Origin of the sequence: Paraburkholderia sp. Tr-20389 (assembly GCF_017104565.1) — a bacterium.
Lineage (GTDB): Bacteria > Pseudomonadota > Gammaproteobacteria > Burkholderiales > Burkholderiaceae > Paraburkholderia.
Map to the genome: position 1 here is coordinate 131517 of NZ_JAAGPD010000022.1, position 25784 is coordinate 157300.

The window sequence follows — 25784 nt, forward strand, 5'->3', positions numbered from 1 at the left end:
GCTCAATAGAGCGGCGCTTTTTCTTTGTTGCTGCGCGTCACGCATCCATTGATTCGGATCGCGAATCAATGCAGCCGAACACGCGCTATGTAAGCGCATGTAATGCAAAGCATCGACGTCAAGCGGAGAAAGAAAAAGCCCTCATCAATGAGGGCTTTCGGGTGATGCTGCCGCCCGGGATTTTCACGGGCGCGTCTCAAAGACTTACGCGAAATTCTTTTCAGCGAAGGCCCAGTTGACGATGTTCCAGTACGCTTCGACGAACTTCGGACGTGCGTTGCGGTAGTCGATGTAGTACGCGTGTTCCCACACGTCGATCGTCAGCAGCGGCTTTGCGTCCGTGGTCAGCGGCGTGGCTGCGTTGCTGGTCGACACCAGATCCAGCGAACCGTCTGCCTTCTTCACGAGCCATGCCCAGCCCGAGCCGAACGTGCCGACTGCCGTCTTCGTGAACTCTTCCTTGAACTTGTCGAAAGAACCCCACTTCGCGTTGATCGCGTCCGCGAGCGCGCCCTTCGGTGCGCCACCGCCTTGCGGCGACAGGCTGTTCCAGAAGAACGTGTGGTTCCACACCTGTGCCGAGTTGTTGAAGACACCGCCCGACGACTTCTTGACGATTTCTTCCAGCGACAGGCTTTCGAACTCGGTGCCCTTGATCAGATTGTTCAGGTTGGTCACATAGGTCTGATGGTGCTTGCCGTAGTGAAACTCAAGCGTCTCTTCCGACATGTGCGGAGCGAGCGCGTTCTTGGCGAACGGCAGCGGCGGGAGCGTATGTTCCATGGTGCTATTCCTTTGTATCTGTTTATGGGGAGTCTGCGGATAACGCGGTGGGAGCACTCGATTGTAGGCGACTTGGAATAACCCCGCAAACGCAAGCCCTTTATGGCATTCATTGCGAAAAGGCGCTGCACGGGCAGCGTAATTAATGCTCGCGCTGCATCGTTTCACATGTCATACGAAGGTCAAAACTACTGTGCAGAAGCGGCGTCAGAAGCCATCCGTAAGACGCGGTTGAACATCCGACAAGGCGATATCCGCCGAGCCTTCCGCGAGGTGAACGGTCATGCGCCGGCCAGGCTTCAACGACGATGGCGCACGCACCGCGCGTCCGCTTTGCGCATCGAGCAACGCGGCGTAACCGCGTTCGAGCGTGCGTTGCGGACTCAATACTTCGAGCCGGGCCGCAAGCGTTTCCACGCGTGCGAGGTGTCTTTCATGTTGACGCAACAGTGCACGCTCCAGGCGCTCGGCAAGGCCGGTGACTTTAGAACGATGCGATGTGAGATCGGGACGCCAGCGTTGCCAGCGCATCTGCACGAGCGAGAAACGCGCGCGCGCATCGCGCACGGGCCGCGCACCCGCCGACGCGAGCCGCACGCTCAGTTGCTGCAAATGCGTGCGTTGCCGCGCGAGTCTTTCGGCAGGCGACACGAGACGGCGCGCGAGCCAGTCGAGTTGTTGCGCACGGCGTTCCATCATGCGTCCGAAGCCGCGCGCGAGCGTAGCGTGCCGATGGTCGAGATCGCGCAGCAGCAGCACGCGTTGCGGGCTGACGAGTTCGGCGGCACCCGTGGGAGTCGGCGCGCGGACGTCGGCCGCGAAGTCGGCAATGGTGAAGTCGGTTTCGTGACCCACGCCGCTGACGACGGGCACCTCGCTCGCCGCAATCGCGCGGGCCAGCACTTCTTCGTTGAAAGCCCACAGATCTTCGATCGAGCCGCCGCCGCGGCACACGATCAGCACATCCACTTCACGCCGGCGGTTCGCCGCTTCGACCATCGCGGCCAGCTTCGCGCTGACGCCCGCGCCCTGCACGGGCGCCGGATAGACGATCACAGGAATGTGCGGCGCGCGGCGCGCCAGGGTGGTCAGCACGTCGCGCAACGCCGCGGCCTGCAACGACGTGACGATGCCGATCGAACGAGGATGCGCGGGCAACGGGCGCTTGCGCTGCGGATCGAACAGGCCTTCGGCTTCGAGCTGCGCCTTGAGTCGCAGGAACGCTTCGTACAGCCGGCCCTGCCCCGTGCGGCGAACGGCTTCGACGTTCAGCTGGAGTTCGCCGCGCGGTTCGTACATCGTGACGAGCGCGCGCACTTCGATCTTGTCGCCCTCGCGCGGCGTGAACTCGGCGTATTGCGCGCGGCCCCGGAACATCACGCAGCGCATCTGCGCCTGCGCGTCCTTGATCGAGAAGTACCAGTGTCCGCTCGCGGCGCGCGTGAAGTTCGACACTTCGCCCGACACCCAGACGAGCGGGAACGAACGTTCGAGCATGGTCCCGATCGCGCGGTTGAGCACCGACACGGGAACGACGGCATCGCCGCCTGCACCGACGGGGGACGAGAACTGACTTTCGGAATTCATGCGAGGAATGGTTTTGACAGGCCGGACAGACGATAGACCGATCGGCTGGCCAGGTCTAGCGTGTTCTACACGCCTTTAGCCGGATTGTTAAAAGTGTCCACATGCCGGGAGAACGGTGAAGAACGGCTTCGAAACCACGCCAGAGCCCACTTAATACCAATCAACTATCTGATTTTTCAACGTTTTTTGTATTTTAAAAGTTCCCAGCCGCCGACCCGATGCTTGCGTGGCGGCCTTTCCGACACATTGCAAGGCAGGTTCTCCACAAAGTTATCCACAGGCTATGGATAAAGCATTCGCCGTGCGCGGCTGTCGCTCCTCGGCCTTTCCGACTTGCAGCCGACGCCGCCCGCGCGCTAGAGTGCCGGGTTCTGGTGGAATCGCGGGTCGTGACGCGCGCGACCCTGCCCATGCTTTTCGCCGCTGCAACCGACTGCCCGGAGATGCCTGCCGATGTCCGCCCCGTTCGTCCCGTCTGACGCGCCGCGCAAGCCGGCTGCCCGCCGATGAGCGACCTCGCCTCCCGCCTCGAAACGCGCGTCGCGCGCGAATGGCAGCAGCGCGGTCCGCTCGCGTGGGCGCTGACGCCGCTCGCGTGCGTGTTCGGCGCGGTCGCGCTCGGGCGTCGCGCGGCATTCAGGCTCGGCTGGCTGAAGTCAGTGCGGGTGCGCGTGCCCGTCGTCGTCGTGGGCAATGTGACGGTCGGCGGCACGGGCAAGACGCCTACAGTGATCGCGCTGGTGCAGGCGCTGCGCAGCGCGGGCTTCACGCCGGGCGTCGTGTCGCGCGGCTACGGCGCGAAGATCACGCAGCCCACGCTCGTCACGCCGACCTCGAAAGCGGCGCAGGCGGGCGACGAACCGCTGTTGATCGCGCGCCGCACGGGCGCGCCCGTATTCGTGTGCCCCGACCGCGTCGCGGCCGCCGAGGCGCTGTGCAAGGCGCATCGCGATGTCGACGTGATCGTCAGCGACGACGGCCTGCAGCACTATCGGCTCGAACGCGATGCGGAGATCGTCGTGTTCGATCACCGGCTGGGCGGCAACGGCTTTCTGCTGCCCGCCGGACCGCTGCGCGAGCCGCTCTCGCGCGAACGCGACGCCACGCTGATCAACAATCCGTACGACCGCGCGATGCCGCCGTGGCCGAACACCTTCTCGCTGGATCTCGCACCCGGCGACGCCTGGCATCTCGACAATCCGCGCCTGCGCCGTCCGCTTGCGCAATTTGCCGGCGAACGCGTGCTCGCCGCGGCGGGCATCGGTTCGCCTGAACGCTTCTTCGCGACGCTGCGCGCGGCGGGCCTCTCGCCCGACACGCGCGCGCTGCCCGATCACTACGCGTTCAGCACGAATCCGTTCGTCGACGTGGACGCCGACGCCATCCTGATCACCGAAAAGGATGCGGTAAAATTGGGGTCCTGGCATGATGCGCGGCTCTGGGTCGTTCCCGTCGAAGCCACGCTCGATCATCGCCTCATTGCACTCGTTGTGGAGAAAGTCCGTGGACGCTCGCCTGCTTGAAATTCTCGTTTGCCCGATCTGCAAGGGCCCGCTCAGCTACGACCGCGCCGCGCAGGAACTGATCTGCAACGCGGATAAGCTCGCCTACCCGATCCGCGACGGCATCCCCGTGATGCTCGTCGACGAAGCACGGCAAACGGTCGAAGGCACGCCTGTCGATCTGAACCCCGGCTCCGTGGCCTGAGCGGCGCCGCTTGCAACGCGGCGTCGAATGACGCGCCTTGCAGCAAGCCCGAACGCACTAACCGCGCCGCCGACAGGGCGGCGCGTCTTTCTCAGCCTCGTCGAGGCCCGAAGTCACCTCCCATGAACGACACCCTGCACACTCCGCCCTTCATCGCCGTCGTCCCGGCTCGCCTCGCTTCGACGCGTCTGCCGAACAAGCCGCTCGCCGATATCGGCGGCAAGCCGATGGTTGTGCGCGTCGCGGAGCGCGCGCTTGAATCGGGCGCGCAGCAGGTGCTGATCGCCACCGACGCACAAGCGGTCTTCGATGTCGCGCGTGAACATGGCATCGACGCGATGATGACGCGCGCCGATCATCCGTCGGGTACCGACCGTCTCGCGGAAGTGGCCGCGCATTACGGCTGGCGCGACGACACGATCGTCGTCAACGTGCAGGGTGACGAACCGCTGATCGATCCCGCGCTGGTGCGCGGCGTAGCGTCGCACCTCGCGGCGACGGACGGCTGCGCAATCGCGACGGCCGCGCATCCTATTCACGATCCGGCCGAAGTGTTCAATCCGAACGTCGTCAAGGTCGTGCTCGACGCACGTGGCGTGGCGCTGTACTTCTCGCGCGCACCGATCCCGTGGGCTCGCGACGCATACCAGCCGCACTGGCCGAACGTCGCGCAGATGCCCGCTCCGCCGGCGCCCGCAGCCGTCTACCGGCACATCGGGCTGTATGCGTATCGCGCGAAGTTCCTCCGTACTTACCCGAGTCTCTCCATCTCGCCGATCGAGCAGGCCGAAGCCCTCGAACAGCTGCGCGCGATGTGGCACGGCGAGCGCATCGCAGTGCTCGTCACGCACGACGCGCCTCTGCCCGGCGTCGACACACCCGACGATCTTGCCCGCGTACAGGCGTTTTTCGGGTCGTCAGCGTAAAAAGGCATGGCATAATCGATCGTTCGCGCGATTCACCCGATATCGATGCGCATTGATCGATATCACCATTCGCCCGTATTTTTAATCCGCCTGTTTTGCCGTTTGCTTCGCAGCGCCGTTCATCATGTGCTGCGCGAAGCCGGCAGCGAAACGCTGCCCGACAGATAGGGCGGACAACAAAGAATCAAGAGCGTTGACTGCGGCAGACATGAATGATGCGCGGCACGCCAGACAGAATTTACATAGATCTGGAGATATCAAATGCGTTTGATCCTGTTGGGCGCTCCCGGCGCGGGCAAGGGCACCCAGGCCAACTTCATCAAGGAAAAGTTCGGCATTCCGCAAATCTCGACGGGCGACATGCTGCGTGCAGCCGTGAAGGCGGGCACACCGCTCGGCATCGAAGCGAAGCGCTACATGGATGCGGGCGAACTGGTCACGGATGAGCTCATCATCAATCTCGTGAAAGAGCGTCTGCAGGATTGCGACTGCGCGAACGGCTATCTGTTCGACGGCTTCCCGCGCACCATTCCGCAAGCGGAAGCGATGAAGCAGGCAGGCGTGGCCATCGACTACGTGCTGGAGATCGACGTGCCGTTCGACGAGATCATCACGCGCATGAGCGGCCGCCGCATGCACCCGGCGTCGGGCCGCACGTATCACGTGAAGTTCAATCCGCCGAAGGTCGAAGGCGTCGACGACGTGACGGGCGAACCGCTGATCCAGCGCGACGACGACAAGGAAGAAACGGTCAAGAAGCGCCTCGACGTGTATGTCTCGCAGACCAAGCCGCTGATCGACTACTACAACGGCTGGGCACAAAAGGGCGATCCGTCGACGTCGCTGACGGCGCCGCAATATCGCCGCATTTCTGGCCTCGGCAGCGTCGATGAAATCCGCGCCCGTGTGTTCGACGCGCTGAAGTAACGCGCTGAAGCCAGCAAGCCGTATAGCACGCAGCACATGAAGAACCCGCCTCTCACGGCGGGTTTTTTATTGTGCGTCGGGTTCGTTCGGAGCACTGAGCGGGAGCACTGAGCGGAAGCACTGAGCGCAGCCCGCCGGTGCCGACGCGCGCTTGCGATCCGTCACGGCCGGCGCGGTTTGACGCATGAGAACGAGCCGTTAAAATCGTTCAGCGACAACTATTCCAATCACGCGATCACGCATTCCATCAAGGAGAAGACATGGACATCAAGGACAACGTGTTTCTGGTCACAGGCGGCGCGTCCGGATTGGGCGCCGCGACGGCACGCCTGTTCGCGCAGCACGGCGGCAAGGTCGTGCTCGCCGACCTGAACCATGATGCCGGCACGGCGCTCGCGCAGGAACTGGGCGGCGTGTTCGTCAAGTGCGATGTGAGCCGCGAAGACGATGCCGCGCAAGCCGTCGAAGCCGCGACGAAGCTCGGCGCGCTGCGCGGCCTCGTCAATTGCGCCGGCGTCGCGCCTGCCATGAAGACGGTCGGCAAGGACGGCCCGCATCCGCTGCATTCGTTCGCGCGCACGGTGTCGATCAACCTCGTCGGCACGTTCAACATGATTCGACTCGCTGCCGCGGAAATGTCGAAGCTCGAACCGAATGCGCTCGGCGAACGCGGCGTGATCGTCAATACGGCGTCCGTCGCGGCGTTCGACGGACAGATCGGCCAGGCCGCCTATGCGGCATCGAAAGCAGGCGTCGCGGGCATGACCCTGCCGATCGCGCGCGACCTGTCGCGCAACGCGATCCGCGTGATGACGATCGCACCCGGCATCTTCGAAACGCCGATGCTGCTCGGCATGCCGCAGGAAGTCCAGGACGCGCTCGGCGCGATGGTGCCGTTCCCGCCGCGCCTCGGCAAGCCGAACGAGTACGCGATGCTCGTCAAGCAGATCTTCGACAACCCGATGCTCAACGGCGAAGTGATCCGTCTGGACGGCGCGATTCGCATGCAGCCGAAGTAAGCGCGGCTCGCGTCGGGCTCGCGCTATCCCTCGAATGAAAAACGCCTGCGTAGTCAAAGCTATGCAGGCGTTTTCGTTTGGAAGAAGCAGTCAATCGCGATCGTTGTGCTGTGTGCGCTGCCGCAACTCGAGCAATTGCGATTCGACGACGGTGGCATCTTCAGCATCCGGCCGATCGCCGAGATAGCGTTCGAGGTCTTCGAGAGCCGGCCGCAGATAATCGAGCCGCGCATACGCGAAGCCGCGATCGCGCACTTCCTCGATGCTATCCGGCAGCGTGATCACGAGACGCTGCTGCACGGCCAGCAGCCGCTGCCAGCGCTCCGTCTGCAGATAGGTCGCCTTCAGGTTACGCAGCATGCGCGCGATGATCTCGCGGCGCGTCGCCGGTTGAAGCAGCATGCGCAGCGCGCGGCTCACCGATTCGCCCGCCTTCGCCACGTAGGGCTCCAGCATCTCGACCATCTCGGCTTCAGTCAGCGGATGACCCGTAGTCGGATCGATCATCGCGTCGCCTTCGGGCAGGGTCACGCGCAGCAGAAAGTGCCCCGGAAATGCGACGCCGCGCACGGGAATATCGACCTGCGACGCCATCTCCAGATACAGCACCGCCAGCGAAATCGGAATGCCGCGGCGGCGCTTGAGCACCACGTTCAGATGGCTGTTGTCCGGGTCGTAGTAATCGTTGACGTTCGCCGCGAAACCCAGCTCGCGGAAGAAGTAGCGATTCAGAATGACGACGCGCTGCTGGATGTCGGCGTCGTCAGGAATGCGGCGCTTGACGCGCAAGGTGAGTTCGTCGATCTCGGCCAGCACCGCCTGCAGATCGAGGTCGGGATAGGCATCCTGCGCGAGCGACAGCGCCGCTTCCGTGAGCGGAAGCCCATCGTCCTCGGCGACGAGCGCGCTGAAATAGTCGAGAACCCGGGTCGTCGTGATCACTTCACTCGCCTTCTGAAATACGCGTACTTGAAGCCCATCAGCCACAGCATACCGAAATATAGCGCCGCGAACAGCACGAGGCACGCCGCCAGCAGGACCATGCGCCGAAGCGGCTCGGCATGCATGCCGATCCAGTCGAAGTTGATCGCGAACCAGTGCATCACGCCCGCCAGCACGAGACACGCGCCGGCCAGTTGCACGAAGAACGCCGTCCAGCCCGCCGAGGGCATATAGATGCCGCGCCGCCGCAAGCCGATGAACAGGCACAGCGCGTTGACGCAGGCGCCGAGTCCCACCGACAGCGTCAACCCCGCATGCGCGAAGATCGGCACGAACACGTAGTTGCTCAGCTGCGTGATGACCAGCACGAACACGCCGATCTTCACGGGCGTCTTGATGTCCTGCTTCGCATAGAAGCCGGGCGCGAGAATCTTGATCAGGATGAGTCCGATCAGGCCGACGCCGTACGCGGCGAGCGCGCGCCCCACCATCACGACGGCATTGCCGTCGAACTTGCCGTAGTGGAACAGCGTCGCCGTGAGCGGTTCGGCGAAGAAGAAGAGCGCGACGGCGCTCGGCGCGGCGAGCAGGAACGTCACGCGCAAGCCCCAGTCGAGCAGCGACGAATACTCGTGCGCGTCGGCATCGACGTGCGCCTTCGACAGGCTCGGCAGCAGGATCGTGCCGAGCGCGACCCCGAGCAGCGCCGTCGGGAATTCCATCAGACGGTCGGCGTAGTTGATCCACGACACCGCGCCCGGCCCGATATGCGACGCGATATTCGTGTTGATGATCAGGCTGATCTGCGCAACCGACACCGCGAACATCGCAGGAACCATCTTCGCGAGCACGCGCTTCACGCCGCGATGCGCGAGCGCCTTCAGCGGATTGAGCCCGATGCGCGGGATCATGTCGATCTTCTTCAGGCCCGGCAACTGCACGATGAACTGCGCGATGCCGCCTGCGATCACCGCCCACGCGAGCGCGAACACGGGCACCTTCATCAGCGGCGCGACGAACACGGCCGCGATGATGAACGAGACGTTCAGCAGCACGGGCGCGAACGCGGGCAGCGAGAAATTCTTGTAAGTGTTCAGCACGCCCGACGCCAGCGACGTCAGCGAGATGAACACGATGTACGGGAACATGATCCGCGTCATCGACACGGCGAGCGTGAACGCCTGGCCGTCGCCGCGCAAACCGGAGGCAACCACCAGCACGACCCACGACGCGCCCACCACGCCCAGCAACGACATGATGGCCAGCGCCCAGGCGAGCACGGTCGAGGTGGCGTCGACGAGCGCCTTGGTCGCGTCGTGTCCTTGCTGATTCTTGAACTCGGCGAGGATCGGCACGAACGCCTGCGAAAACGCGCCTTCGGCGGAAATGCGGCGCAGCAGGTTCGGAATGCGGAAGGCGACGTAGAACGCGTCGGTGTACTGGCTCGCGCCAAAGGCGCGGGCGATCAGTGTCTCGCGGGCCAGTCCGGTCACGCGCGAAAGCAGCGTGAAGCCGCTGACCGTCAGCAGGGCTCGGAATAGATTCATGGGGCGCTTATTATACGGGTGCGTCCAGGGCGGTCAGTATGTCGAGGGCACGATTCGTGGCAATTCGAAGGCTTTGGGACCGATTTGCTGCAAAGACGTTCGATTTGAAGGTGAATTTGTGAACGCACGGTGTCTGCCGGCGATGTACTCGAGGCCGCGCGGGCCCGCCCGGACAACGGCGCGGCGTTCCAACCCGCCCTCGCCTTCCCGTTCCGCGACACGCCTTCCGCCATGCCGACTCACCGCGCGGTTGCCACGTATCTGATTTTGTTGCTATAATCGCCGGTTTCGAAGCTCGCTCAACCTTCTGCCTCGTTTTTTGCCTCAGGCAATCCGAGCCGGACGAGCGGGATTTCACGGTAGTTCTCAGTCGTTGTCTATTTGCGCCCTTGAGCAATCGCTCTCAAGGGTTCGATCTAAAAGCAGCGCCCGCCCCTCTAAGGTGGGCACTGGAAACAGGAACAGGATAAGGAACCGTCATGGCTAACTCCGCACAAGCACGCAAGCGCGCCCGCCAAGCCGCCAAGGCAAATTCGCACAACTCGGCGCTGCGCTCGAAGTACCGCACGGCTGTCAAGGCTGTCCGCAAGGCAATCGAAGCCGGCGACGCAGCTCAAGCCGCTGAAATCTTCAAGGCATCGGCAAAGACGCTGGACATCATTGCCGACAAGAAAATCGTTCACAAGAACAAGGCAGCTCGCCATAAGAGCCGCCTCGCTGCAGCCATCAAGGGTCTGCAAGCGCCCGCAGCGCAGTAAATTCACGAATCCGGCAGCTCGCTTCGGCGGGCTGCTTCCTGTTTCCGCTGCGTCAGGAAAGCCCGCTTTGGCGGGCTTTTTTGTTTTGTACGTTGCTTTGCGCCCTAACCTGTTCTGCGCACGCGACACCTGCGGACACAAAAAAACCCGCCGATGCGGGTTCCATTGTTTGCCTGCCTGCTTTTGCCTGCCTGCTGCCGATAGCGCGGAACGCTGCGCTCAGCGCGTCGGCGCCTTTCGCGCTTCATGCTCCGGCGGGAGCTCGCAAGCCTCGGTGACGAGCAGATCGTTGTCTTTGGCGAAGTTCATCACGAAGTCGAACGCCATCGGTTCGATGTCGCGCAACCGGGAGTCCAGAATCACGCACTTCAGGTCGCCGATCAGCGTGGGACGCACGTAATGCGAATACTGCAGACGGGCATTCGGCCCTTTCGCGCCCGGACCGTAACACGACATCACGCCCGCCAGCCGCTCCGACCAGTCGCTCGGACGAAACTTTCGCCCATTCGACGTGATGCCTTGAATGAAATATTCGATTGGGGGTGTGTCGGCCATGTACGAAACCCTGTGTGACTGCCCAGCGATCTGCCGGTGATAAGCCCGCGAAGGATATTGCCTGAAAACGCTGTCTGAACACGTCTCGCGACCACGCAAACGGGCAGTGATATGCCGTTCGCCTGACACGGAAAGCCAGCCAGGGCATCTCGGGCAGCGGCCATGATGGCGCATGGCGCGGCACACACGAGTGCACCAGCGGATGCGCAAAAGCCGTGTCCTGCAAGCGTCAGAGCCTGCTCGCCGGGCTTTAAGAAAACTTTGAGATTATAGCGCAGCCAGGGTTTTTCCGCACCGCACACAAGGGTCCCGGAACAGTCCTTTGCAGATTCCGACAGGTGGCAGATGCCTTTCGGCCGACTCGTCAAAACATTCAAAATCCTTTATGCTGGATTGAGTTACCACAAACGACGGCGGCACAGTCCGGCATCTTCGCCCGGGTGAAACCGCCGTATTTGTTTTATGACCGCCAAGACTATCCGCCACTACCTGCAGTTCAACGATTTCTCGCTGGAAGACTACGAGTACGTGCTCGAACGCGCGCGCATCCTGAAGCGCAAGTTCAAGAACTACGAGACGTATCATCCGCTGCACGACCGCACGCTCGCGATGATCTTCGAGAAAAACTCGACGCGCACGCGCCTGTCGTTCGAAGCGGGCATTTTCCAGCTCGGCGGTCACGCCGTCTTCATGAGCACGCGGGATACGCAGCTTGGCCGCGGCGAGCCGATCGAAGACGCGGCACAGGTCATCTCGCGGATGGTCGACATCATCATGATCCGCACGTTCGGCCAGGACATCATCCAGCGCTTTGCGGAAAACTCGCGCGTGCCTGTCATCAACGGTCTGACGAACGAATACCACCCCTGCCAGGTGCTGGCCGACATCTTCACGTACTACGAGCATCGCGGCCCGATCCGCGGCAAGACGGTCGCGTGGGTCGGCGACGCGAACAACATGCTGTACACGTGGATCGAAGCGGCGCAAATCCTCGGCTTCAAGCTGCGCCTGTCCACGCCACCGGGCTACAAGCTCGACCGCGCGCTGGTCGCGCCCGAAAGCGCGCCGTTCTACGAAGAATTCGACGATCCGAACGAAGCCTGCAAAGGTGCCGACCTCGTCACCACGGACGTCTGGACAAGCATGGGCTTCGAAGCGGAAAACGAGGCGCGCAAGAAGGCGTTCGCCGACTGGTGCGTCGATGCCGATATGATGTCGCGCGCCAGCAAGGACGCGCTGTTCATGCACTGCCTGCCCGCGCATCGCGGCGAGGAAGTGAGCGCGGAGGTGATCGACGGGCCGCAGAGTGTCGTGTGGGACGAAGCCGAAAACCGCCTGCACGTGCAGAAGGCGCTGATGGAATTCCTGCTGCTCGGCAAGCTGAATCACTAAGCTGGCACGGCAACACGCCGTCACAAAACAAAAGCGCCGGATTCGACACCCGGCGCTTTTTGTTTTCAGGCTCGCGTCGCTGCCCGACGCCGGAATCCGCTCACAGACAGACGGGTTCGGACTCCAGCTCCACGCCGAAGCGCTGCGCGACGTCCTGCTGGATCGCCTTCGCGAGCGCCAGCACCTCGGCCCCGCTCGCGCCGCCGCGATTCACTAGCACGAGCGCCTGCCGCTCATGCACGGCCGCCGCGCCCAGCGTGCGTCCTTTCCAGCCGCAACGGTCGATGAGCCAGCCCGCTGCGAGCTTCACGCGCCCATCCTGCTGCCGATACGAGACGATCTCCGGTTCCTTCGCGAGCAGCGCGTCGAACTGCGCCGATTCGACCACGGGATTCTTGAAGAAGCTCCCCGCATTGCCGAGCGCGAGCGGATCCGGCAGCTTCGCGCGCCGCACGGCGACGACGGCATCGAAGATGGCTTGCGGCGTCGGCGTCGCATCGCCGAGACCCACCGCAGCCAGTTCGCGCGCGATATCGGCGTAACCCGCGCGCGGCACCCACGCTTTCGGCAACCTGAACGTCACCGATACGATCACGAAGCGCTCGCGCCCTTCCTGCTTGAAGAAACTGTCGCGATAGCCGAAGCGGCAAGCGCCCGCGTCGAGTTCGACGGTTTCGCCCGTCGCCAGCTCGATCGCACGGAGCGACGCGAAGCGCTCGCACATCTCCAGCCCGTACGCGCCGATGTTCTGGATCGGCGCCGCGCCCACCGTGCCCGGAATCAACGCGAGATTCTCAAGACCGGGCATGCCCTCTGCAAGCGTCCACGATACGAACTCGTGCCAGTTCTCGCCCGCAGCGGCCTCGACGTACCACGCCTCGCCGTCTTCGCGGACCACGTTGCGGCCGCGCAGCGCGATCAGCAGCACGAGTCCGTCGAAATCGCCCGTCAGCACGACATTGCTGCCGCCGCCCAGCACGAGCCGCCGCAAGCCGGCTGCGCGCGGATCGCGCACGGCGGCGAGCAGCTGCGCCTCCCTTTCGATCTGGCACGCGAGCCGCGCGCGCACATCGAAACCGAACGTGTTGTGCGGCTTGAGCGGAAAGTCGGCGATAAACGGAAGCGATTCGGACTGGGACATCGGATGTTCTGGCAAGCGCCCGTCAGAAGCGGCGGCGCGGGAACGAAGCCGCTCGCGAGCCTTGGGCAAAAGGGAAAGGCGTCGGTAAAATGACACCGGTCCGTGATTATAGCGAGTGCGTCGCGCGCAGCCTTGCAGCGCCGCACGCTTTGAAACAAATGGGAGAAAGCAATGCCATCGTTTGACGTCGTCTGCGAAGCCAACATGATCGAAGTGAAGAACGCGATCGAGCAGTCCAACAAGGAAATCTCGACGCGCTTCGACTTCAAGGGCTCGGACGCCCGCGTCGAGCAGAAGGAACGCGAACTCACCGCGTTCGCCGACGATGAATTCAAGCTCGGCCAGGTAAAGGACGTGCTGGTGTCGAAAATGGCGAAGCGCAACGTGGACGTGCGCTTCCTCGACTACGGCAAGATCGAGAAGATCGGCGGCGACAAGGTCAAGCAGGTCGTCACCGTGAAGAAGGGCGTGTCCGGCGATCTCGCGAAGAAAATTGTCAAGCTCGTGAAGGACAGCAAGATCAAGGTTCAGGCGAGCATTCAGGGCGATGCGGTGCGCGTGACGGGCACCAAGCGCGACGATCTGCAAAGCGTGATCGCGATGCTCCGCAAGGACGTGACCGACACGCCGCTAGACTTCAACAACTTCCGCGATTGATCTCCGCTGTCGTGCGCGGTCCGCCGGCCGACGCATGACAGAGCGATGAAGGGCATCCGCGTGTTAGCGCCGCCCTTCCCGGCTCAATGCTTGTTGGAAGCGGCCGCTGCCGCTTTTTTCTTGTCGCCGATGCGGCTTTCCTGGCCTGCCATCAGCTTCGCGATGTTTGCGCGATGACGCCAGATCAGCAGTGCGCTCATCGCGACGATCGACAGGGCAATGACGTTCGCGCCGAACAAAAAGCCGTCGAACAGCGGCGCGAAGATCGCCGCACACAGCGCAGCCAGCGACGAATAGCGCGTGAAGAACGCGACAATCAACCAGGTCAGCAGCGTCGCGATACCGAGAATGGGATTGATCGCGAGCAGCACGCCCGCCGCCGTCGCGACGCCCTTGCCGCCCTTGAAACGAAAGAAGATCGGATACAGGTGACCGAGGAACACGGTAATCGCGGCGATTGCGACAGACGTGTCGTCGAGTCCGAAGTGCGCCGAGAAATGCCCCGTCAGCCACACGGCGAGCCAGCCTTTGAACGCGTCGCCGATCAGCGTGAGAATCGCGGCCTTCTTGTTGCCGCTGCGCAGCACGTTCGTCGCCCCGGGATTCTTCGAGCCGTAGGAGCGCGGGTCGGCCAATCCCATCGCGGCGCTGACGATCACGGCAAACGACACCGAGCCGATCAGATAGGCCACGATGGCGACAATCAGGTTTTCCATGTTGAAACTCTTATCAGTATTGGAAAGCGCACCAGGCGGCGCCCGTCTCCATGTGCCGTATGCGCAGGACGCGCCGGCACAACGGCGCACATTCTACCGAACCCTCGACGTGCTTTTACAAACGTGGCGTGCGAGGTATGCACCAGCCGCAGCCGTCAATCGACGCTCGCGCACTGCACCGGCTTCGCGGCCAGCAGCGACGTGACCACGCCGGGCGCGATGCTCACCAGAAAGCCACGCCGCCCGCCATTGATATAGATCCGGTCCATGTCGAGTATGGTCGATTCGACAAACACGGGCATCGCCTTCTTCGTGCCGAACGGCGACGTGCCGCCGATCATATAACCCGAATGCCGGCTCGCGACTTCCGGCTTGCATGGCTCGACGCGTTTCGCGCCGATCTGCCGCGCGAGGTTCTTCGTCGATACCGTGCGGTCGCCGTGCATCAGCACGATCAGCGGCTTGGCATGCTCGTCTTCCATCACCAGCGTCTTGACGACGTGATGCTCGTCGACGTTCAGTTGCCGCGCGGATTCTTCCGTGCCGCCGTGGTCGACGTAGTCGTACGGATGCTCACCGAACTCGACCTTGTGGCGACGCAAGAACTGCGTGGCGGGCGTTTCGGAAACGTGTCTGGATTTGCTCATCGGCGCATTGTAATGGCCGCACGGCGCAACGACCATTTGCCGAATGGCCAATTGTGCGGGCATCGAGGGTGTGGCACGATCGTTCGAAATTCTACGTGTGCAATGGCGTTGCAGCCGCTTCTCGCGGCTGTCCAGGGAGTCGGCGCTAAAGCGTAAACTCCCGCCTTCAAAGGAGACATCGTTGAATACAGCCCAGCACTCCCCCGACGGTTCGCGGTCTGTCGCTGTCGATGTGGCCACGCTACTCGCCGCTCTCCCCGAACGTATCGCCGGGATTCCGAAGCTGATCGCCGCGCGTGATCCGCAGCATCCCGCTCTGATCGAAGACGGACGCCGCCTCACGCGCGCGCAACTCGTCCATGCCGTCGACGCCGTCTCCGCGCTACTCGCCGAACAAGGCGTGCGCGCCGGCGACCGCGTGATGATCGTCGCGGAGAACAGCGTCGTGCAGATCGTGCTGATGTTCGCGGCCGCGAAGCTCGATGCATGGGCGCTGATGTCGAATGCGCGGCTGTCGGCAGCCGAACTCGACGCGATCCGCGCGCATGCGCAACCGCGCCTGGTCGCGTATGCCGTCGAGGTTTCGCCGGATGCGCGGCAGCACGCCGAACGCCACGGCGCTCGGGCGGCATCGAGGATCGCTGTGGACATCGGCGCATGGTCTTACGCGATCGACGACAAGGCGCAAGCAGAACCCGTCGAAACCGCGAGTGACCGCCAATGCGCCGCCTTGATCTACACGACGGGAACGACAGGCTCGCCCAAAGGCGTGATGCTGTCACACCGCAATCTGCTGTTCATCGCGGCCGTGTCGAGCACGCTCAGGCGCGTCAATGCCGACGACGTCGTCTATGCCGTGCTGCCCATTTCGCATGTGTACGGTCTCGCGTCGGTGTGCCTTGGCAGTCTGTATGCGGGCGCGACGCTGAGGCTCGCACCGCGCTTCTCGCCGGAGGCGGTGCAGCGCGCGCTCGCCGGAGAACGCGTGTCGATCTTCCAGGGCGTGCCCGCAATGCATGCGAAGCTGCTCGAATACCTGCAGGCAAACAACTTGCTGTGGTCCGCGCCACGTCTGCGCTTCGCCTACTCCGGCGGTTCGCCGCTCGACGCCGCATTGAAGGCGCGCGTCGAAAGCGTATATGGCGTCGCGCTGCACAATGGCTACGGGATGACCGAGAGCAGTCCGACCGTGTCCCAAACGATGATCGAGTCGCCGCGCGCCGACTGCTCCGTCGGCCAGGCGATTCCGGGCATCGAGGTGCGGTTTGTCGGACTGGATGGCGTGGACGTCGCTCAAGGAGAAGTCGGCGAGTTGTGGGTGCGCGGACCGAACGTGATGCTCGGCTACTACCGCAACCCGCAGCAAACGGAGGCCACCGTGACGCAAGACGGCTGGCTCAAGACGGGCGACCTCGCGCGCCAGGACGCGGACGGCGCCGTGCACATCGCCGGGCGCAGCAAGGAGCTGATCATCCGTTCGGGCTTCAACGTCTATCCGGCCGAAGTCGAACATGTGCTGAACGCGCATCCCGATGTCGTGCAGTCGGCCGTGATCGGGCGCGCGGTGGCAGGTAACGAGGAGGTCGCAGCGTTCGTCGAACTGTCGGGCAGCGCAACCGCAACGCCCGACGACCTCGCCGCGTGGTGCGAAGCGCGCCTTGCGCCCTACAAGCGTCCGGCTGAAATCAAGGTGCTCCCCGTGTTGCCTGCGGCGTCGACGGGGAAGATTCTCAAGCACCGGCTGCGCGATCTCGTTTGAGTCGCGCGAATCCGTTTCGGAAATTCACCCGCGCGGATGATGTGTCGCATGCAGCGACTTGAGCCGCTCGCGCGCGACGTGCGTGTAGATCTGCGTGGTCGAGATATCGGTGTGGCCTAGCAGCAGCTGCACGACACGCAGGTCCGCGCCGTGATTCAGCAGATGCGTCGCGAACGCGTGCCGCAGCGTGTGCGGCGACAGCGGCGCGTGCACATGAGCCGTCAGCGCATGACGCCTGATGATGTTCCAGAACTGCTGGCGCGTCATGCCTTCGGCGCGCGCGGTGACGAACAGCGCATCGGCGGAACGCTGGCCGAGCAACGCGGGGCGCGATTCGCGCAGATAGCGTTCGATCCACGCGTGCGCCTCTTCGCCGAACGGAATCAGCCGCTCTTTCGATCCCTTGCCCATCACGCGCACGACGCCTTCGTTCAGCCCGACCTCCACGGTTTTCAGCGTGACCAGTTCGCTGACGCGCAGGCCGCTCGCGTACATCAATTCGAGCATCGTCCGGTCGCGCAGACCGAGGGGTGTCGTCACGTCCGGCGCGCCGAGCAGCGCTTCGACCTGCGCCTCCGTCAAGGTCGACGGAAAACGCGGCGGCTGCTTGGCCGAACGGATGCGCAAGGTCGGATCCGCCGACGCACGATGCTCGCGCACCGCCCATGCATAGTAGCGGCGAAACACAGACAGACGCCGGTTCGCGGAGGTCGACTTGTCGGCCGAGCGCGCGGCGCTGTAGGCCGTCAAATCGGCTTCGCTGGCCGTGTCGAGAGAAGCGTCGCGGCGTTCGGCGAGCCATTCGGAAAAGAGCCGCAAGTCGCGCCGGTATGCGTCGAGTGTGTTGCGCGCGAGGCCGTGTTCGAGCCACAGCGCATCGCAGAACGCGTCGATCGACGCGCCGCTCGTCAACAGCAGCGGCGACGCAGCAGGCGACGCGGGCTGCGCGTCTTCGGTCAGCACATCAGTCATGCGTAGGGTACGCCCTCGTGTTTCAGTAGCCAGCGTTTGACGTTGCGATAGTAGCCGTCGCCGCCCGTATGCGCAAAGCCGCCGATGCCGCCCGATGCGACCACGCGATGACACGGAATCACGATCGGAAAGAAGTTCGACCCGCATGCCTGTCCGACTGCGCGCGGCACGCTGCCGATCTGCTTCGCGAGTTGCCCGTAGGTGAGCACGACGCCCGGCGGAATCTCGCCGATCGCCTTCCAGACGCGCCGCTGGAACGGCGTGCCGACATCGGCTAACGGAAGATCGAAGCTCGCCGACGCCTGGCGCAGATAGTGCTTGATCTGCTCGACAGCCTGCTTCGCGAGCGGGGAATCGGGCTCGACGTTCGCCACCGAGTCGGGCAGATAGACGATCTCGCGCACAGTCTCGCCTTCCAGCCGGACACCGATCTTGCCGAACGGCGCGTCGATCACTGCATTGAACATGATGTGCTCCTCATTCGGATCCGGCGGATCGGGGCGCGCTCAGGCCGCTTCCAGCGCCCACTCGACATGCTCGCGCACGAGCGGCGAAGGATCGGCGGCACGCCGGCGCAGCGCGTCGACGATCGCGGCGCGCGCTTCTGCGGGCAGCGACTCGCGCGCGGCCCGCAGCGCATTGCCCATGCCGACGGCGATATTACGCAGCCAGCATTCGTAGCCGATCCGGCGGATCGCGCTGCCTTGCATGCGCGTGTCGAAATCGTCGGCGCTCCAGCCGAACAGCTCGACCAGCGACGCGCGATCCAGTCCGTGACGCACGTCGAAATCGGCGACGGGCGCGGCCTGCGCGAACTTGTTCCACGGACACACAAGCTGGCAATCGTCGCATCCATACACACGATTGCCGATCAGCGGCCGCAAGTCCTGGGGAATACTGCCCTTCAGTTCGATCGTCAGATAGGAGATGCAACGCCGCGCATCGACCTGATACGGTGCGACGATCGCCCCCGTCGGACACGCGCCGATACAGCGCGTGCAGCTGCCGCAATGGGCGCCGGGCGCTTCGGGCGCGCGCTCCGGCGAGGTTTCCGCATCCGTCGGCAAAGGCAGGTCGACGAAGATTTCGCCGAGGAAGAACAGCGACCCCGCGTCCCGTTGCAACAGCAGCGTGTGCTTGCCGCGCCAGCCCGTACCCGCCTTTTGCGCAAGCTCGACTTCGAGCACCGGCGCCGAATCGGTGAACACGCGATAGCCGTACGGCCCGATCTCGCCTTCGATCCGCTCCGCCAGTTGCTGCAGGCGGTTGCGCATCACCTTGTGATAGTCGCGGCCGCGCGCGTAGATCGACACGACCGCCGCCGACGGGTCGTCCAGACGCGCGCGTTCCTCGAGTCGCCATTCGTGCTGAACGTCGTCGACGGCACTTTCACCGCGCTTTCGCGTATCCGTCGAACCAGCCGCGTGCGAGGTCGAATGCGTGGGCAAATAGGCCATGCGAACCGAGATCACGCGTCGCGTGCCGGCCACAAGCTCGGCTGGCCGCGCACGTTTCATCCCATGTTTGGCCATATAATCCATCTCGCCGTGGCAACCCGCGTCGAGCCAGGCTGCAAGCCCCGCTTCGGCGTGCGACAGATCGATGTCGCTGATGCCGACTGCGCCGAAACCCAGTTCGCGTCCCCAGTCCCTGATACGCGAAGCGAGCGCAGCCAGTTGCGCTTCATCGAAACGACGCGTGACGGGTATTGCTTCATCCGTCGCACGGGGCGACGAATGCGGATCGCACTGTGGGTTCCTTTGCGGATCCGGCATGGGATGCTGCTGACCTTGGTTCATAACGCCATTTTACGAGAATGCCCGATTACACCGGTCACGCGAGTCGACCTTCCGCCGCCGTCCTGCTGGAGCGCCAGTTCGCGCTCGCGGACGAGGCCGCGACCACGGCATTCGGCGCAGGCTTCGCGCATGCAATCGAGAGCGTGCGCAGCGAAGCCCGAGTGACGGGCCAGCACGCATTCCAGGGCCTCCAGGTGCAACTGCACGGCGACCTGGGCGCCGGCAAGACGACACTCGTGCGCGCCACACTGCGCGCGCTCGGACACGCGGGCCGCGTGCGCAGCCCGACCTATACGCTTGTCGAACCTTATGCGGTCGAACGGCCGGATGGGGAACTCCAGCTGTATCACTTCGATCTTTACCGTTTCAACGATCCGGCCGAATGGGCCGACGCAGGCTTTCGCGAGTACTTCGACAGCGGCGCAATCTGCCTCGTCGAATGGCCGCAACGCGCGGGCAGCCTGCTGGGCGTGCCGGATCTCGTCTTCTCGCTCGACGTCGACGGCGATGGCCGCGTGCTGGTCGCCCGGGCGTATAGCGAACCAGGAAAGGCATGTCTCGAAAGATGTTGATCAAACCGTTCCGCTCGATCGAATCGGCGGCCACCGCGACGCATAACTGGCGCCGCCGGCAGATTCTTCGCGCGGGCGCTTCCACGCTCGTCCTCGGCCTGGCGCCACGCCTCGCGTTGGCGTCGTCGGTGCTGGGCGTGCGCGTGTGGCCCGCGCGCGACTACACACGCGTGACCATCGAGTCCGATCAGCCGCTGCAGAACACGCAGCAGCTGTTGCAGGGCCCGGACCGGCTGGTGGTCGACCTGAGCGGTCTCGATCTCGACCAGGCGCTGAAGGATCTCGTGTCGAAGATCGCGCCGAACGATCCGCAGATTCAATCCGTGCGCGTCGGCCAGTATCAGCCGCATGTGGTGCGGATGGTGTTCGACCTGAAGGGCTCGGTGAAGCCGCAGGTGTTCACGCTGCCGCCCGTCGGCACGTACAAGTACCGGCTCGTGTTCGACCTGTATCCCGCCGTCGCGCCCGATCCGCTGATGGATCTGCTCGCGCAGACCGAGCGCAAGGAGCAGCAACTGAAGGACAACGCCGCGCCGCCCGCTGCGACGCTCAGCGGCCCGACCACGCCGCCCGGCGACAACAGCGACGCGTTCTTCGAAAAGTACGCGCAGAACGGCGCGCCCTCGCCTGCTGTGCCCGTACCGCATCCGCCGCTGCACAGCGCGCCTGCACCCGCGCCGCACGTACCGTCGAAGCCCACACCGATGCCTGCGCCACCTGTCATCGCGCGCAACAACGACAACGATGCGGACAACGCCGGCGACAACAACGACGACGAGTACAAGTTCACTACGCCGAAGAAAGGCAGCAACACGGTGCGTCTGCTGACGGTCGCGATCGATCCGGGCCACGGCGGCGAGGATCCTGGCGCGATCGGTGGCAGCGGGACGTATGAGAAGCACGTTGCGCTCGACATCGCGAAGAAACTGCGCGCGAAGATCGATGCGCAGCCGAACATGCGCGCGATGATGACGCGCGACGCCGACTTCTTCGTGCCGCTGAACGTGCGCGTGCAGAAGGCGCGGCGAGTCGGCGCGGACCTGTTCGTGTCGATTCATGCGGACGCGTTCACGACGCCGGAAGCGAGCGGCTCGTCGGTATTCGCGCTGTCGGAACATGGCGCGTCGAGTGCGGCCGCGCGCTGGATGGCGAACAAGGAGAACTCGTCGGATCAGATCGGCGGCATCAACATCAAGTCCGCCGATGCGAGCGTGAACCGTGCGCTATTCGACATGTCGACGACGGCGCAGATCCGCGATTCGATGCGGTATGGCACGTTCGTGCTGAAGGAGATCGGCGGGATCAACAGGTTGCATAAGGGCTCTGTCGAGCAGGCCGGGTTTGCCGTTCTCAAGGCGCCGGATATTCCGTCGATTCTCGTTGAGACTGCTTTTATCAGTAACCCTGACGAGGAGCGTCGTCTCAATGACGATGCGTATCGGGATAAGATGGCTAACGCCATTATGAGTGGTATTAAGCGGTATTTTGCGGCTAACCCGCCGCTTGCCAAGAGTCGGATGACTTAATCGGTTTTTTTTGTCTGCGACGCGGCGGTGTGCCGTTATTTGTTCGCTGGCGTCCGCGTTTTGTCTCTGGTTTGCTGGCGTTGCCCCTGTGCGGGGCGGCACTTACTTTCTTTGCCGCCGCAAAGAAAGTAAGCAAAGAAAGCGGGCTAACACCGCCAGCCCGTGTGATTGCCTGCGGGCCCCCGACGGGTCCCGCACTCCACACGGCAACACATTGTTTGGCGCCCATTGCCAGCGCCCTGAACAAGCGCATCACCCACTCCAGTCACCCGTAGGGCAGCCAGCGGCAGCGATTCGTCTGCGCCGCCCAGGTGGCAAACTGTGTGTAGCTTGTCGCACCGTACACGTTCGCGCTCCTACGACACCGCTCCCGCTTTTCAGTCCGGAGTGGTGCACTTCCATCAGGATGGCCTACACACAGTTTGCCACCTGGGCGGCCGTGGACGTCTGCTAACGCAGTCCGTGACGCGGGAGTGTGAAGTGGGGGATGCGTGAGTTAGCACGCTGGCAACGGACGTAAATAAGTGCGTTGCCGCGTGAAGCGTAAGAACTGTTGGGGGCCCGCAGGCAATCAAACGGGCTGGCGGTGTGAGCCCGCTTTCTTTGCTTACTTTCTTTGCGGCGGCAAAGAAAGTAAGTGCCGCCCCGCACAGGGGCAACGCAAGAAGCAAGACAACATCACGCGGACGCCAGCGAAAGCGGCAGAACGAAACAAGAAAGGCGAAGCCCGCGCCGAGAAGGCAAGAATGGCGACTGCGTCGCAGACAAAAAAGTCGCAGACAAAAAAAACATCACCTCGCCAGAGAAAACCTCTCCACGACCCACCCACCAAAAACATTAACAGCAAGCCCAGCCATAACAAGAACAGCCCCAGCAATCTGCGCAGCAGACAAACCCTCATCGAGAAAAACAGAAGCCGAAGCGAGCCCAACAATCGGCACGAGCAACGAAAACGGGGCGACCTGCCCCGCCGGATACCGCGACAACAACCGGCTCCACAACCCATACCCCAACAACGTGGCAACAAACGCGAGATAAACAATCGCGAACACCGACGAAGCGCCGATCCCTGTCAACGCAGCCTCGATCCGCTGCGGTCCCTCGAACAGATACGACAGCACGAAAAACGGCACAGGCGGAATCAGACTGCCCCACACGACGAGTCCCACCAGATCGACCTTGCCCACCTTCTTCGTGACGATATTGCCGAGCGCCCACATCACCGCCGCGCACAGCGTAAGGATGAACCCGGCAAGCGTCATCGAATGGCCGCCCTGCAACCCGATCACGCCAAGACCAATCGCCGCGATCACAAGACCGAGCACGTTCTGCGCGCGAAAGCGCTCGTGCAGAAACAGCGCGGCAAAGCCAAGCGTGAAGAACGCCTGCGCCTGCAGCACCAGCGACGCAAGACCGGCCGGCATGCCGACATACATCGCGGAAAACAGAAACGCGAACTGCCCGAGCGAGATCGTCGCGCCATACGCGAGCAACCAGCGCCACGGCATCTTCGGCCGCCTGATGAAAAACACAGCGGGGAACGCGGCAAGCATGAACCGCAACGCGCCGAGCAACATCGGCGGCACGCCATGCAGGCCGACCTTGATCACGACGAAGTTCACACCCCACGCAACGACGACGACCAGCGCCAGCAGCAGGTCTTTCGGTGACATCCGGACTCCTGTTTTTACTTGTAGCTGAATCGGAGAGTGTAGCGGAGCATCGACCCGCGCACCGCCTGCTTCGCGCAGGGCGCGCCTTACCGCGTGTCGCGACCTCGACCGCCTGCCGTCGCCGCCGGGCAGTAGAATGAGCCGTCCTGTCCCCACCAATCGAGCTCGTCATGTCCACATCGATCAAAGCGGTTCTCAAGCCCCACGTCCGCGACATCGGCAATCTGGCCGTGCGGCGCGTGCTGCCCGCGATGGCAGCGCGTCTCGTCGGTCCATTCATCTTCTTCGATCACATGGGCCCCGCCACCCTTCCCGCCGGTACAGGTCTCGACGTGCGCCCGCATCCGCATATCGGCCTCGCGACGGTCACCTATCTGTTCGAAGGCGCGATCATGCATCGCGACAGCCTCGGCTCCGAACAGAAGATCGTCCCCGGCGACGTCAACTGGATGACGGCCGGCCGCGGCATCGTCCACTCGGAACGCACGCCCGAACCGGAGCGCACCAATGGCTCGACGGTACATGGCATCCAGACATGGGTCGCGCTGCCGCTCGCCGACGAAGACGCCGAGCCTTCGTTCGAACATCACGCAGGCGCAACGCTGCCGGAAATCGAGCGCAACGGCGTCACGCTGCGAATCATTGCAGGGTCGTCGTTCGGCAAGACGGCGCCGACACGCACGTTCTCGGGCACGCTGTATGCAGCCGCACACTTCTCGCCGGGCAGCGTGCTCGCGCTCGAACCCGAGCATGAAGAACGCGGCGTGTATCTGGTCGACGGCGATCTTTCGCTCGATGGCGAGCCGCTCGAAGTCGCCACGATGGCCGTGCTCACGCCCGGCGAAACCATCACGCTCGCCAGCGCGAAAGGCGCCACGGTGATGCTGCTGGGCGGCGAGAAACTCGAAGGCGAGCGCTTCATCGAATGGAATTTCGTCGCGAGTTCGCGCGAGAAGATCGAGCAGGCCAAGCTCGCGTGGACGAACCAGGAGATGGGCAAGGTGCCCGGCGAAACGGAATGGATCCCGCTGCCCGAGCGCAAGCCGCGCTAGACTGAACGGCATCCATCGAACGCCGTGCCGGCATGCGGGCCATCGCGTCCCGCATTGAAACGGCGCGCGCCGCCCCCAACTACTACGCCTACCGATTCAAGGAAGAGATAGCAATGGACACCACTCTCGCCACTTTCGAAAAGGACGTCATCAGCGCATCGATGCTCGCGCCCGTACTCGTCGACTTCTGGGCGCCGTGGTGCGGACCGTGCAAGACGCTCGGCCCGATGCTCGAAAAGCTCGAAGCCGAGTACGAGGGCAAATGGCGTCTCGTGAAGGTCAACGTCGACGAAAACCAGGAACTCGCCGCGCATTTCCAGGTGCGCAGCATCCCGCACGTCGTCGCATTCGCGGACGGCCGGCCCGTCGACCAGTTCATCGGCGTGCTGCCCGAAGGCCAGTTGCGCCAGTTCCTCGATCGCCTCGTGCCGGATGGCGCGGAAGCCGCGCGAGCTGAAGCATCCATCGCGATCGCCGAAGGGCGCCGCGAGGACGCGTACAACGCGCTGAAAGCAGCACTCGCCTACGACCCCGGCTTCGACGAGGCACGCCTCGACCTGATGGAGCTGCTGCTCGAAGACAACCGCATCGACGAAGTGCAGAACGAAAACGATCTGCTGTCGCCCAAGACCACCCAGGGCATCGACGCTCGCTACAACGCGATCAAGACGCGACTCGATGCCGTCGATGCCGCCGCCGACTTGCCGCCGACAGGCGCGCTCGAAACGCGTGTCGCGGAAAATCCCGACGACCTCGAAGCGCGCTTCGATCTGGCCAGCGCACTGATCGCGCGGCGCAAGTACGACCCGGCGCTCGAACATCTGCTGGCCATCGTGCAGCAAGACCGTACGTTCCGCGAGGACATCGGCCGCAAGACAATGCTATCCGTGTTCGATCTCGCGGCGCATCAGCCGGAACTGGTTGCGAAATGGCGGCGCAAGCTGAGCGCGTCGTTGAACTGAGCGCGCTCTCGCAAGCATGAAAAAACGCGGCCACGAGCCCTAATGCCGTTCAGTTAAGCGACTGAACGGCATTTTGTTTTTGGCGCAAACCGGTTGTAAACGGGACGCGGCGATGTTAACTTTCATCGCCATGCTGGTCGATGATCTGCGCCTGCTTGTTGAATC

25 protein-coding genes are annotated in these 25784 nt (G+C 63.5%); 13 read left to right on the plus strand and 12 right to left on the minus strand.

The genetic code is table 11. The features are described 5' to 3' along the window. Positions 1–204: 204 nt before the first annotated feature. Positions 205–783 (minus strand): superoxide dismutase [Fe], encoded by a 579-nt coding sequence (gene sodB / locus G3N95_RS21065; protein ID WP_012399956.1) that lies wholly within the window; start codon positions 781–783, stop codon positions 205–207. A 207-nt stretch (positions 784–990) separates the two neighbouring features. Continuing rightward, complete coding sequence (gene xseA, locus G3N95_RS21070) at positions 991–2370, minus strand: exodeoxyribonuclease VII large subunit (protein ID WP_205972003.1); 1380 nt, start codon at positions 2368–2370, stop codon at positions 991–993. Between the two features lie 506 nt (positions 2371–2876). On the opposite strand from xseA, the gene lpxK reads away from it, so the two are divergent. The 5 genes from lpxK to G3N95_RS21095 all read left to right on the plus strand — a co-directional run bounded on the left by lpxK (position 2877) and on the right by G3N95_RS21095 (position 6949). After that, positions 2877–3893 carry a tetraacyldisaccharide 4'-kinase gene (gene lpxK / locus G3N95_RS21075; RefSeq protein WP_205972004.1) on the plus strand — a complete coding sequence of 339 codons (1017 nt, stop codon included), beginning with the start codon at positions 2877–2879 and terminating at the stop codon, positions 3891–3893. After that, positions 3874–4077, plus strand: coding sequence for a Trm112 family protein (locus G3N95_RS21080; RefSeq protein ID WP_007180583.1), 204 nt, complete (start codon positions 3874–3876; stop codon positions 4075–4077). The genes lpxK and G3N95_RS21080 overlap by 20 nt, the downstream gene beginning before the upstream one ends. Positions 4078–4199: 122 nt before the next feature. Continuing rightward, positions 4200–5003, plus strand: a complete 804-nt coding sequence (gene kdsB / locus G3N95_RS21085) for a 3-deoxy-manno-octulosonate cytidylyltransferase (protein ID WP_205972005.1) — start codon at positions 4200–4202, stop codon at positions 5001–5003. Between the two features lie 261 nt (positions 5004–5264). After that, positions 5265–5930, plus strand: a complete 666-nt coding sequence (gene adk / locus G3N95_RS21090; protein WP_205972006.1) for an adenylate kinase — start codon at positions 5265–5267, stop codon at positions 5928–5930. 260 nt (positions 5931–6190) lie between these two features. Then, the gene (locus tag G3N95_RS21095) at positions 6191–6949 is read left to right on the plus strand and encodes a 3-hydroxyacyl-CoA dehydrogenase (RefSeq protein WP_205972007.1); all 759 of its coding nucleotides are present in this window, start codon (positions 6191–6193) and stop codon (positions 6947–6949) included. A gap of 90 nt (positions 6950–7039) precedes the next feature. Here the strand turns inward: G3N95_RS21095 and G3N95_RS21100 are convergent, their stop codons facing one another. Together G3N95_RS21100 and murJ are read right to left on the minus strand one after the other, a co-directional pair. Further along, positions 7040–7891 (minus strand): SirB1 family protein, encoded by an 852-nt coding sequence (locus G3N95_RS21100; RefSeq protein ID WP_205972008.1) that lies wholly within the window; start codon positions 7889–7891, stop codon positions 7040–7042. Further along, on the minus strand, positions 7888–9438 hold the full coding sequence (gene murJ / locus G3N95_RS21105) for a murein biosynthesis integral membrane protein MurJ (protein WP_205972009.1): 1551 nt from the start codon (positions 9436–9438) through the stop codon (positions 7888–7890). The genes G3N95_RS21100 and murJ overlap by 4 nt, the downstream gene beginning before the upstream one ends. Before the next feature lie 479 nt (positions 9439–9917). Between murJ and rpsT the strand changes: the two genes are divergently transcribed. Next, positions 9918–10196: a 30S ribosomal protein S20 gene (gene rpsT / locus G3N95_RS21110; protein ID WP_054916931.1), complete on the plus strand. Its 279-nt coding sequence runs from the start codon at positions 9918–9920 to the stop codon at positions 10194–10196. A gap of 219 nt (positions 10197–10415) precedes the next feature. On the opposite strand, the gene G3N95_RS21115 is transcribed toward rpsT, so the two are convergent. Beyond that, complete coding sequence (locus tag G3N95_RS21115; RefSeq protein WP_205972010.1) at positions 10416–10751, minus strand: DUF3579 domain-containing protein; 336 nt, start codon at positions 10749–10751, stop codon at positions 10416–10418. Positions 10752–11213: 462 nt separating this feature from the next. On the opposite strand from G3N95_RS21115, the gene argF reads away from it, so the two are divergent. After that, positions 11214–12143, plus strand: coding sequence for an ornithine carbamoyltransferase (gene argF / locus G3N95_RS21120; RefSeq protein ID WP_205972011.1), 930 nt, complete (start codon positions 11214–11216; stop codon positions 12141–12143). 100 nt (positions 12144–12243) lie between these two features. On the opposite strand, the gene murB is transcribed toward argF, so the two are convergent. Then, entirely contained in the window at positions 12244–13284 is a 1041-nt protein-coding gene (gene murB / locus G3N95_RS21125) for a UDP-N-acetylmuramate dehydrogenase (protein ID WP_205972012.1), read from the minus strand. A gap of 171 nt (positions 13285–13455) precedes the next feature. Here murB and G3N95_RS21130 point away from each other — a divergent pair, with 171 nt between their 5' ends. After that, positions 13456–13941 carry a YajQ family cyclic di-GMP-binding protein gene (locus G3N95_RS21130; protein WP_012399944.1) on the plus strand — a complete coding sequence of 162 codons (486 nt, stop codon included), beginning with the start codon at positions 13456–13458 and terminating at the stop codon, positions 13939–13941. Between the two features lie 83 nt (positions 13942–14024). Here the strand turns inward: G3N95_RS21130 and plsY are convergent, their stop codons facing one another. Next, positions 14025–14657: a glycerol-3-phosphate 1-O-acyltransferase PlsY gene (plsY, locus tag G3N95_RS21135; protein WP_205972013.1), complete on the minus strand. Its 633-nt coding sequence runs from the start codon at positions 14655–14657 to the stop codon at positions 14025–14027. A 155-nt stretch (positions 14658–14812) separates the two neighbouring features. Continuing rightward, positions 14813–15304, minus strand: a complete 492-nt coding sequence (gene ybaK / locus G3N95_RS21140; protein WP_205972014.1) for a Cys-tRNA(Pro) deacylase — start codon at positions 15302–15304, stop codon at positions 14813–14815. 181 nt (positions 15305–15485) lie between these two features. On the opposite strand from ybaK, the gene G3N95_RS21145 reads away from it, so the two are divergent. Next, positions 15486–17063, plus strand: coding sequence for an AMP-binding protein (locus tag G3N95_RS21145; protein WP_205972015.1), 1578 nt, complete (start codon positions 15486–15488; stop codon positions 17061–17063). A gap of 24 nt (positions 17064–17087) precedes the next feature. Here G3N95_RS21145 and xerD read toward each other — a convergent pair whose 3' ends face one another. The 3 genes from xerD to queG are packed head-to-tail and all read right to left on the minus strand — an operon-like array spanning position 17088 to position 19810. After that, complete coding sequence (xerD, locus tag G3N95_RS21150) at positions 17088–18035, minus strand: site-specific tyrosine recombinase XerD (RefSeq protein ID WP_205972016.1); 948 nt, start codon at positions 18033–18035, stop codon at positions 17088–17090. Further along, entirely contained in the window at positions 18032–18502 is a 471-nt protein-coding gene (locus tag G3N95_RS21155) for a methylated-DNA--[protein]-cysteine S-methyltransferase (RefSeq protein ID WP_205972017.1), read from the minus strand. The genes xerD and G3N95_RS21155 overlap by 4 nt, the downstream gene beginning before the upstream one ends. Before the next feature lie 39 nt (positions 18503–18541). Continuing rightward, complete coding sequence (queG, locus tag G3N95_RS21160; protein WP_205972018.1) at positions 18542–19810, minus strand: tRNA epoxyqueuosine(34) reductase QueG; 1269 nt, start codon at positions 19808–19810, stop codon at positions 18542–18544. 41 nt (positions 19811–19851) lie between these two features. Here queG and tsaE point away from each other — a divergent pair, with 41 nt between their 5' ends. Both tsaE and G3N95_RS21170 read left to right on the plus strand, forming a co-directional pair. Next, complete coding sequence (gene tsaE / locus G3N95_RS21165; protein ID WP_205972019.1) at positions 19852–20406, plus strand: tRNA (adenosine(37)-N6)-threonylcarbamoyltransferase complex ATPase subunit type 1 TsaE; 555 nt, start codon at positions 19852–19854, stop codon at positions 20404–20406. Then, complete coding sequence (locus tag G3N95_RS21170; RefSeq protein ID WP_205972020.1) at positions 20388–21932, plus strand: N-acetylmuramoyl-L-alanine amidase; 1545 nt, start codon at positions 20388–20390, stop codon at positions 21930–21932. Before tsaE ends, G3N95_RS21170 begins: the two co-directional genes overlap by 19 nt. A 791-nt stretch (positions 21933–22723) precedes the next feature. On the opposite strand, the gene G3N95_RS21175 is transcribed toward G3N95_RS21170, so the two are convergent. Beyond that, the gene (locus G3N95_RS21175; RefSeq protein ID WP_205972021.1) at positions 22724–23605 is read right to left on the minus strand and encodes an EamA family transporter; all 882 of its coding nucleotides are present in this window, start codon (positions 23603–23605) and stop codon (positions 22724–22726) included. 170 nt (positions 23606–23775) lie between these two features. On the opposite strand from G3N95_RS21175, the gene G3N95_RS21180 reads away from it, so the two are divergent. After that, on the plus strand, positions 23776–24657 hold the full coding sequence (locus G3N95_RS21180) for a pirin family protein (RefSeq protein WP_205972022.1): 882 nt from the start codon (positions 23776–23778) through the stop codon (positions 24655–24657). Positions 24658–24770: 113 nt separating this feature from the next. Continuing rightward, positions 24771–25619, plus strand: a complete 849-nt coding sequence (gene trxA, locus G3N95_RS21185; protein WP_205972023.1) for a thioredoxin — start codon at positions 24771–24773, stop codon at positions 25617–25619. The last annotated feature ends 165 nt before the right edge of the window (positions 25620–25784 follow it).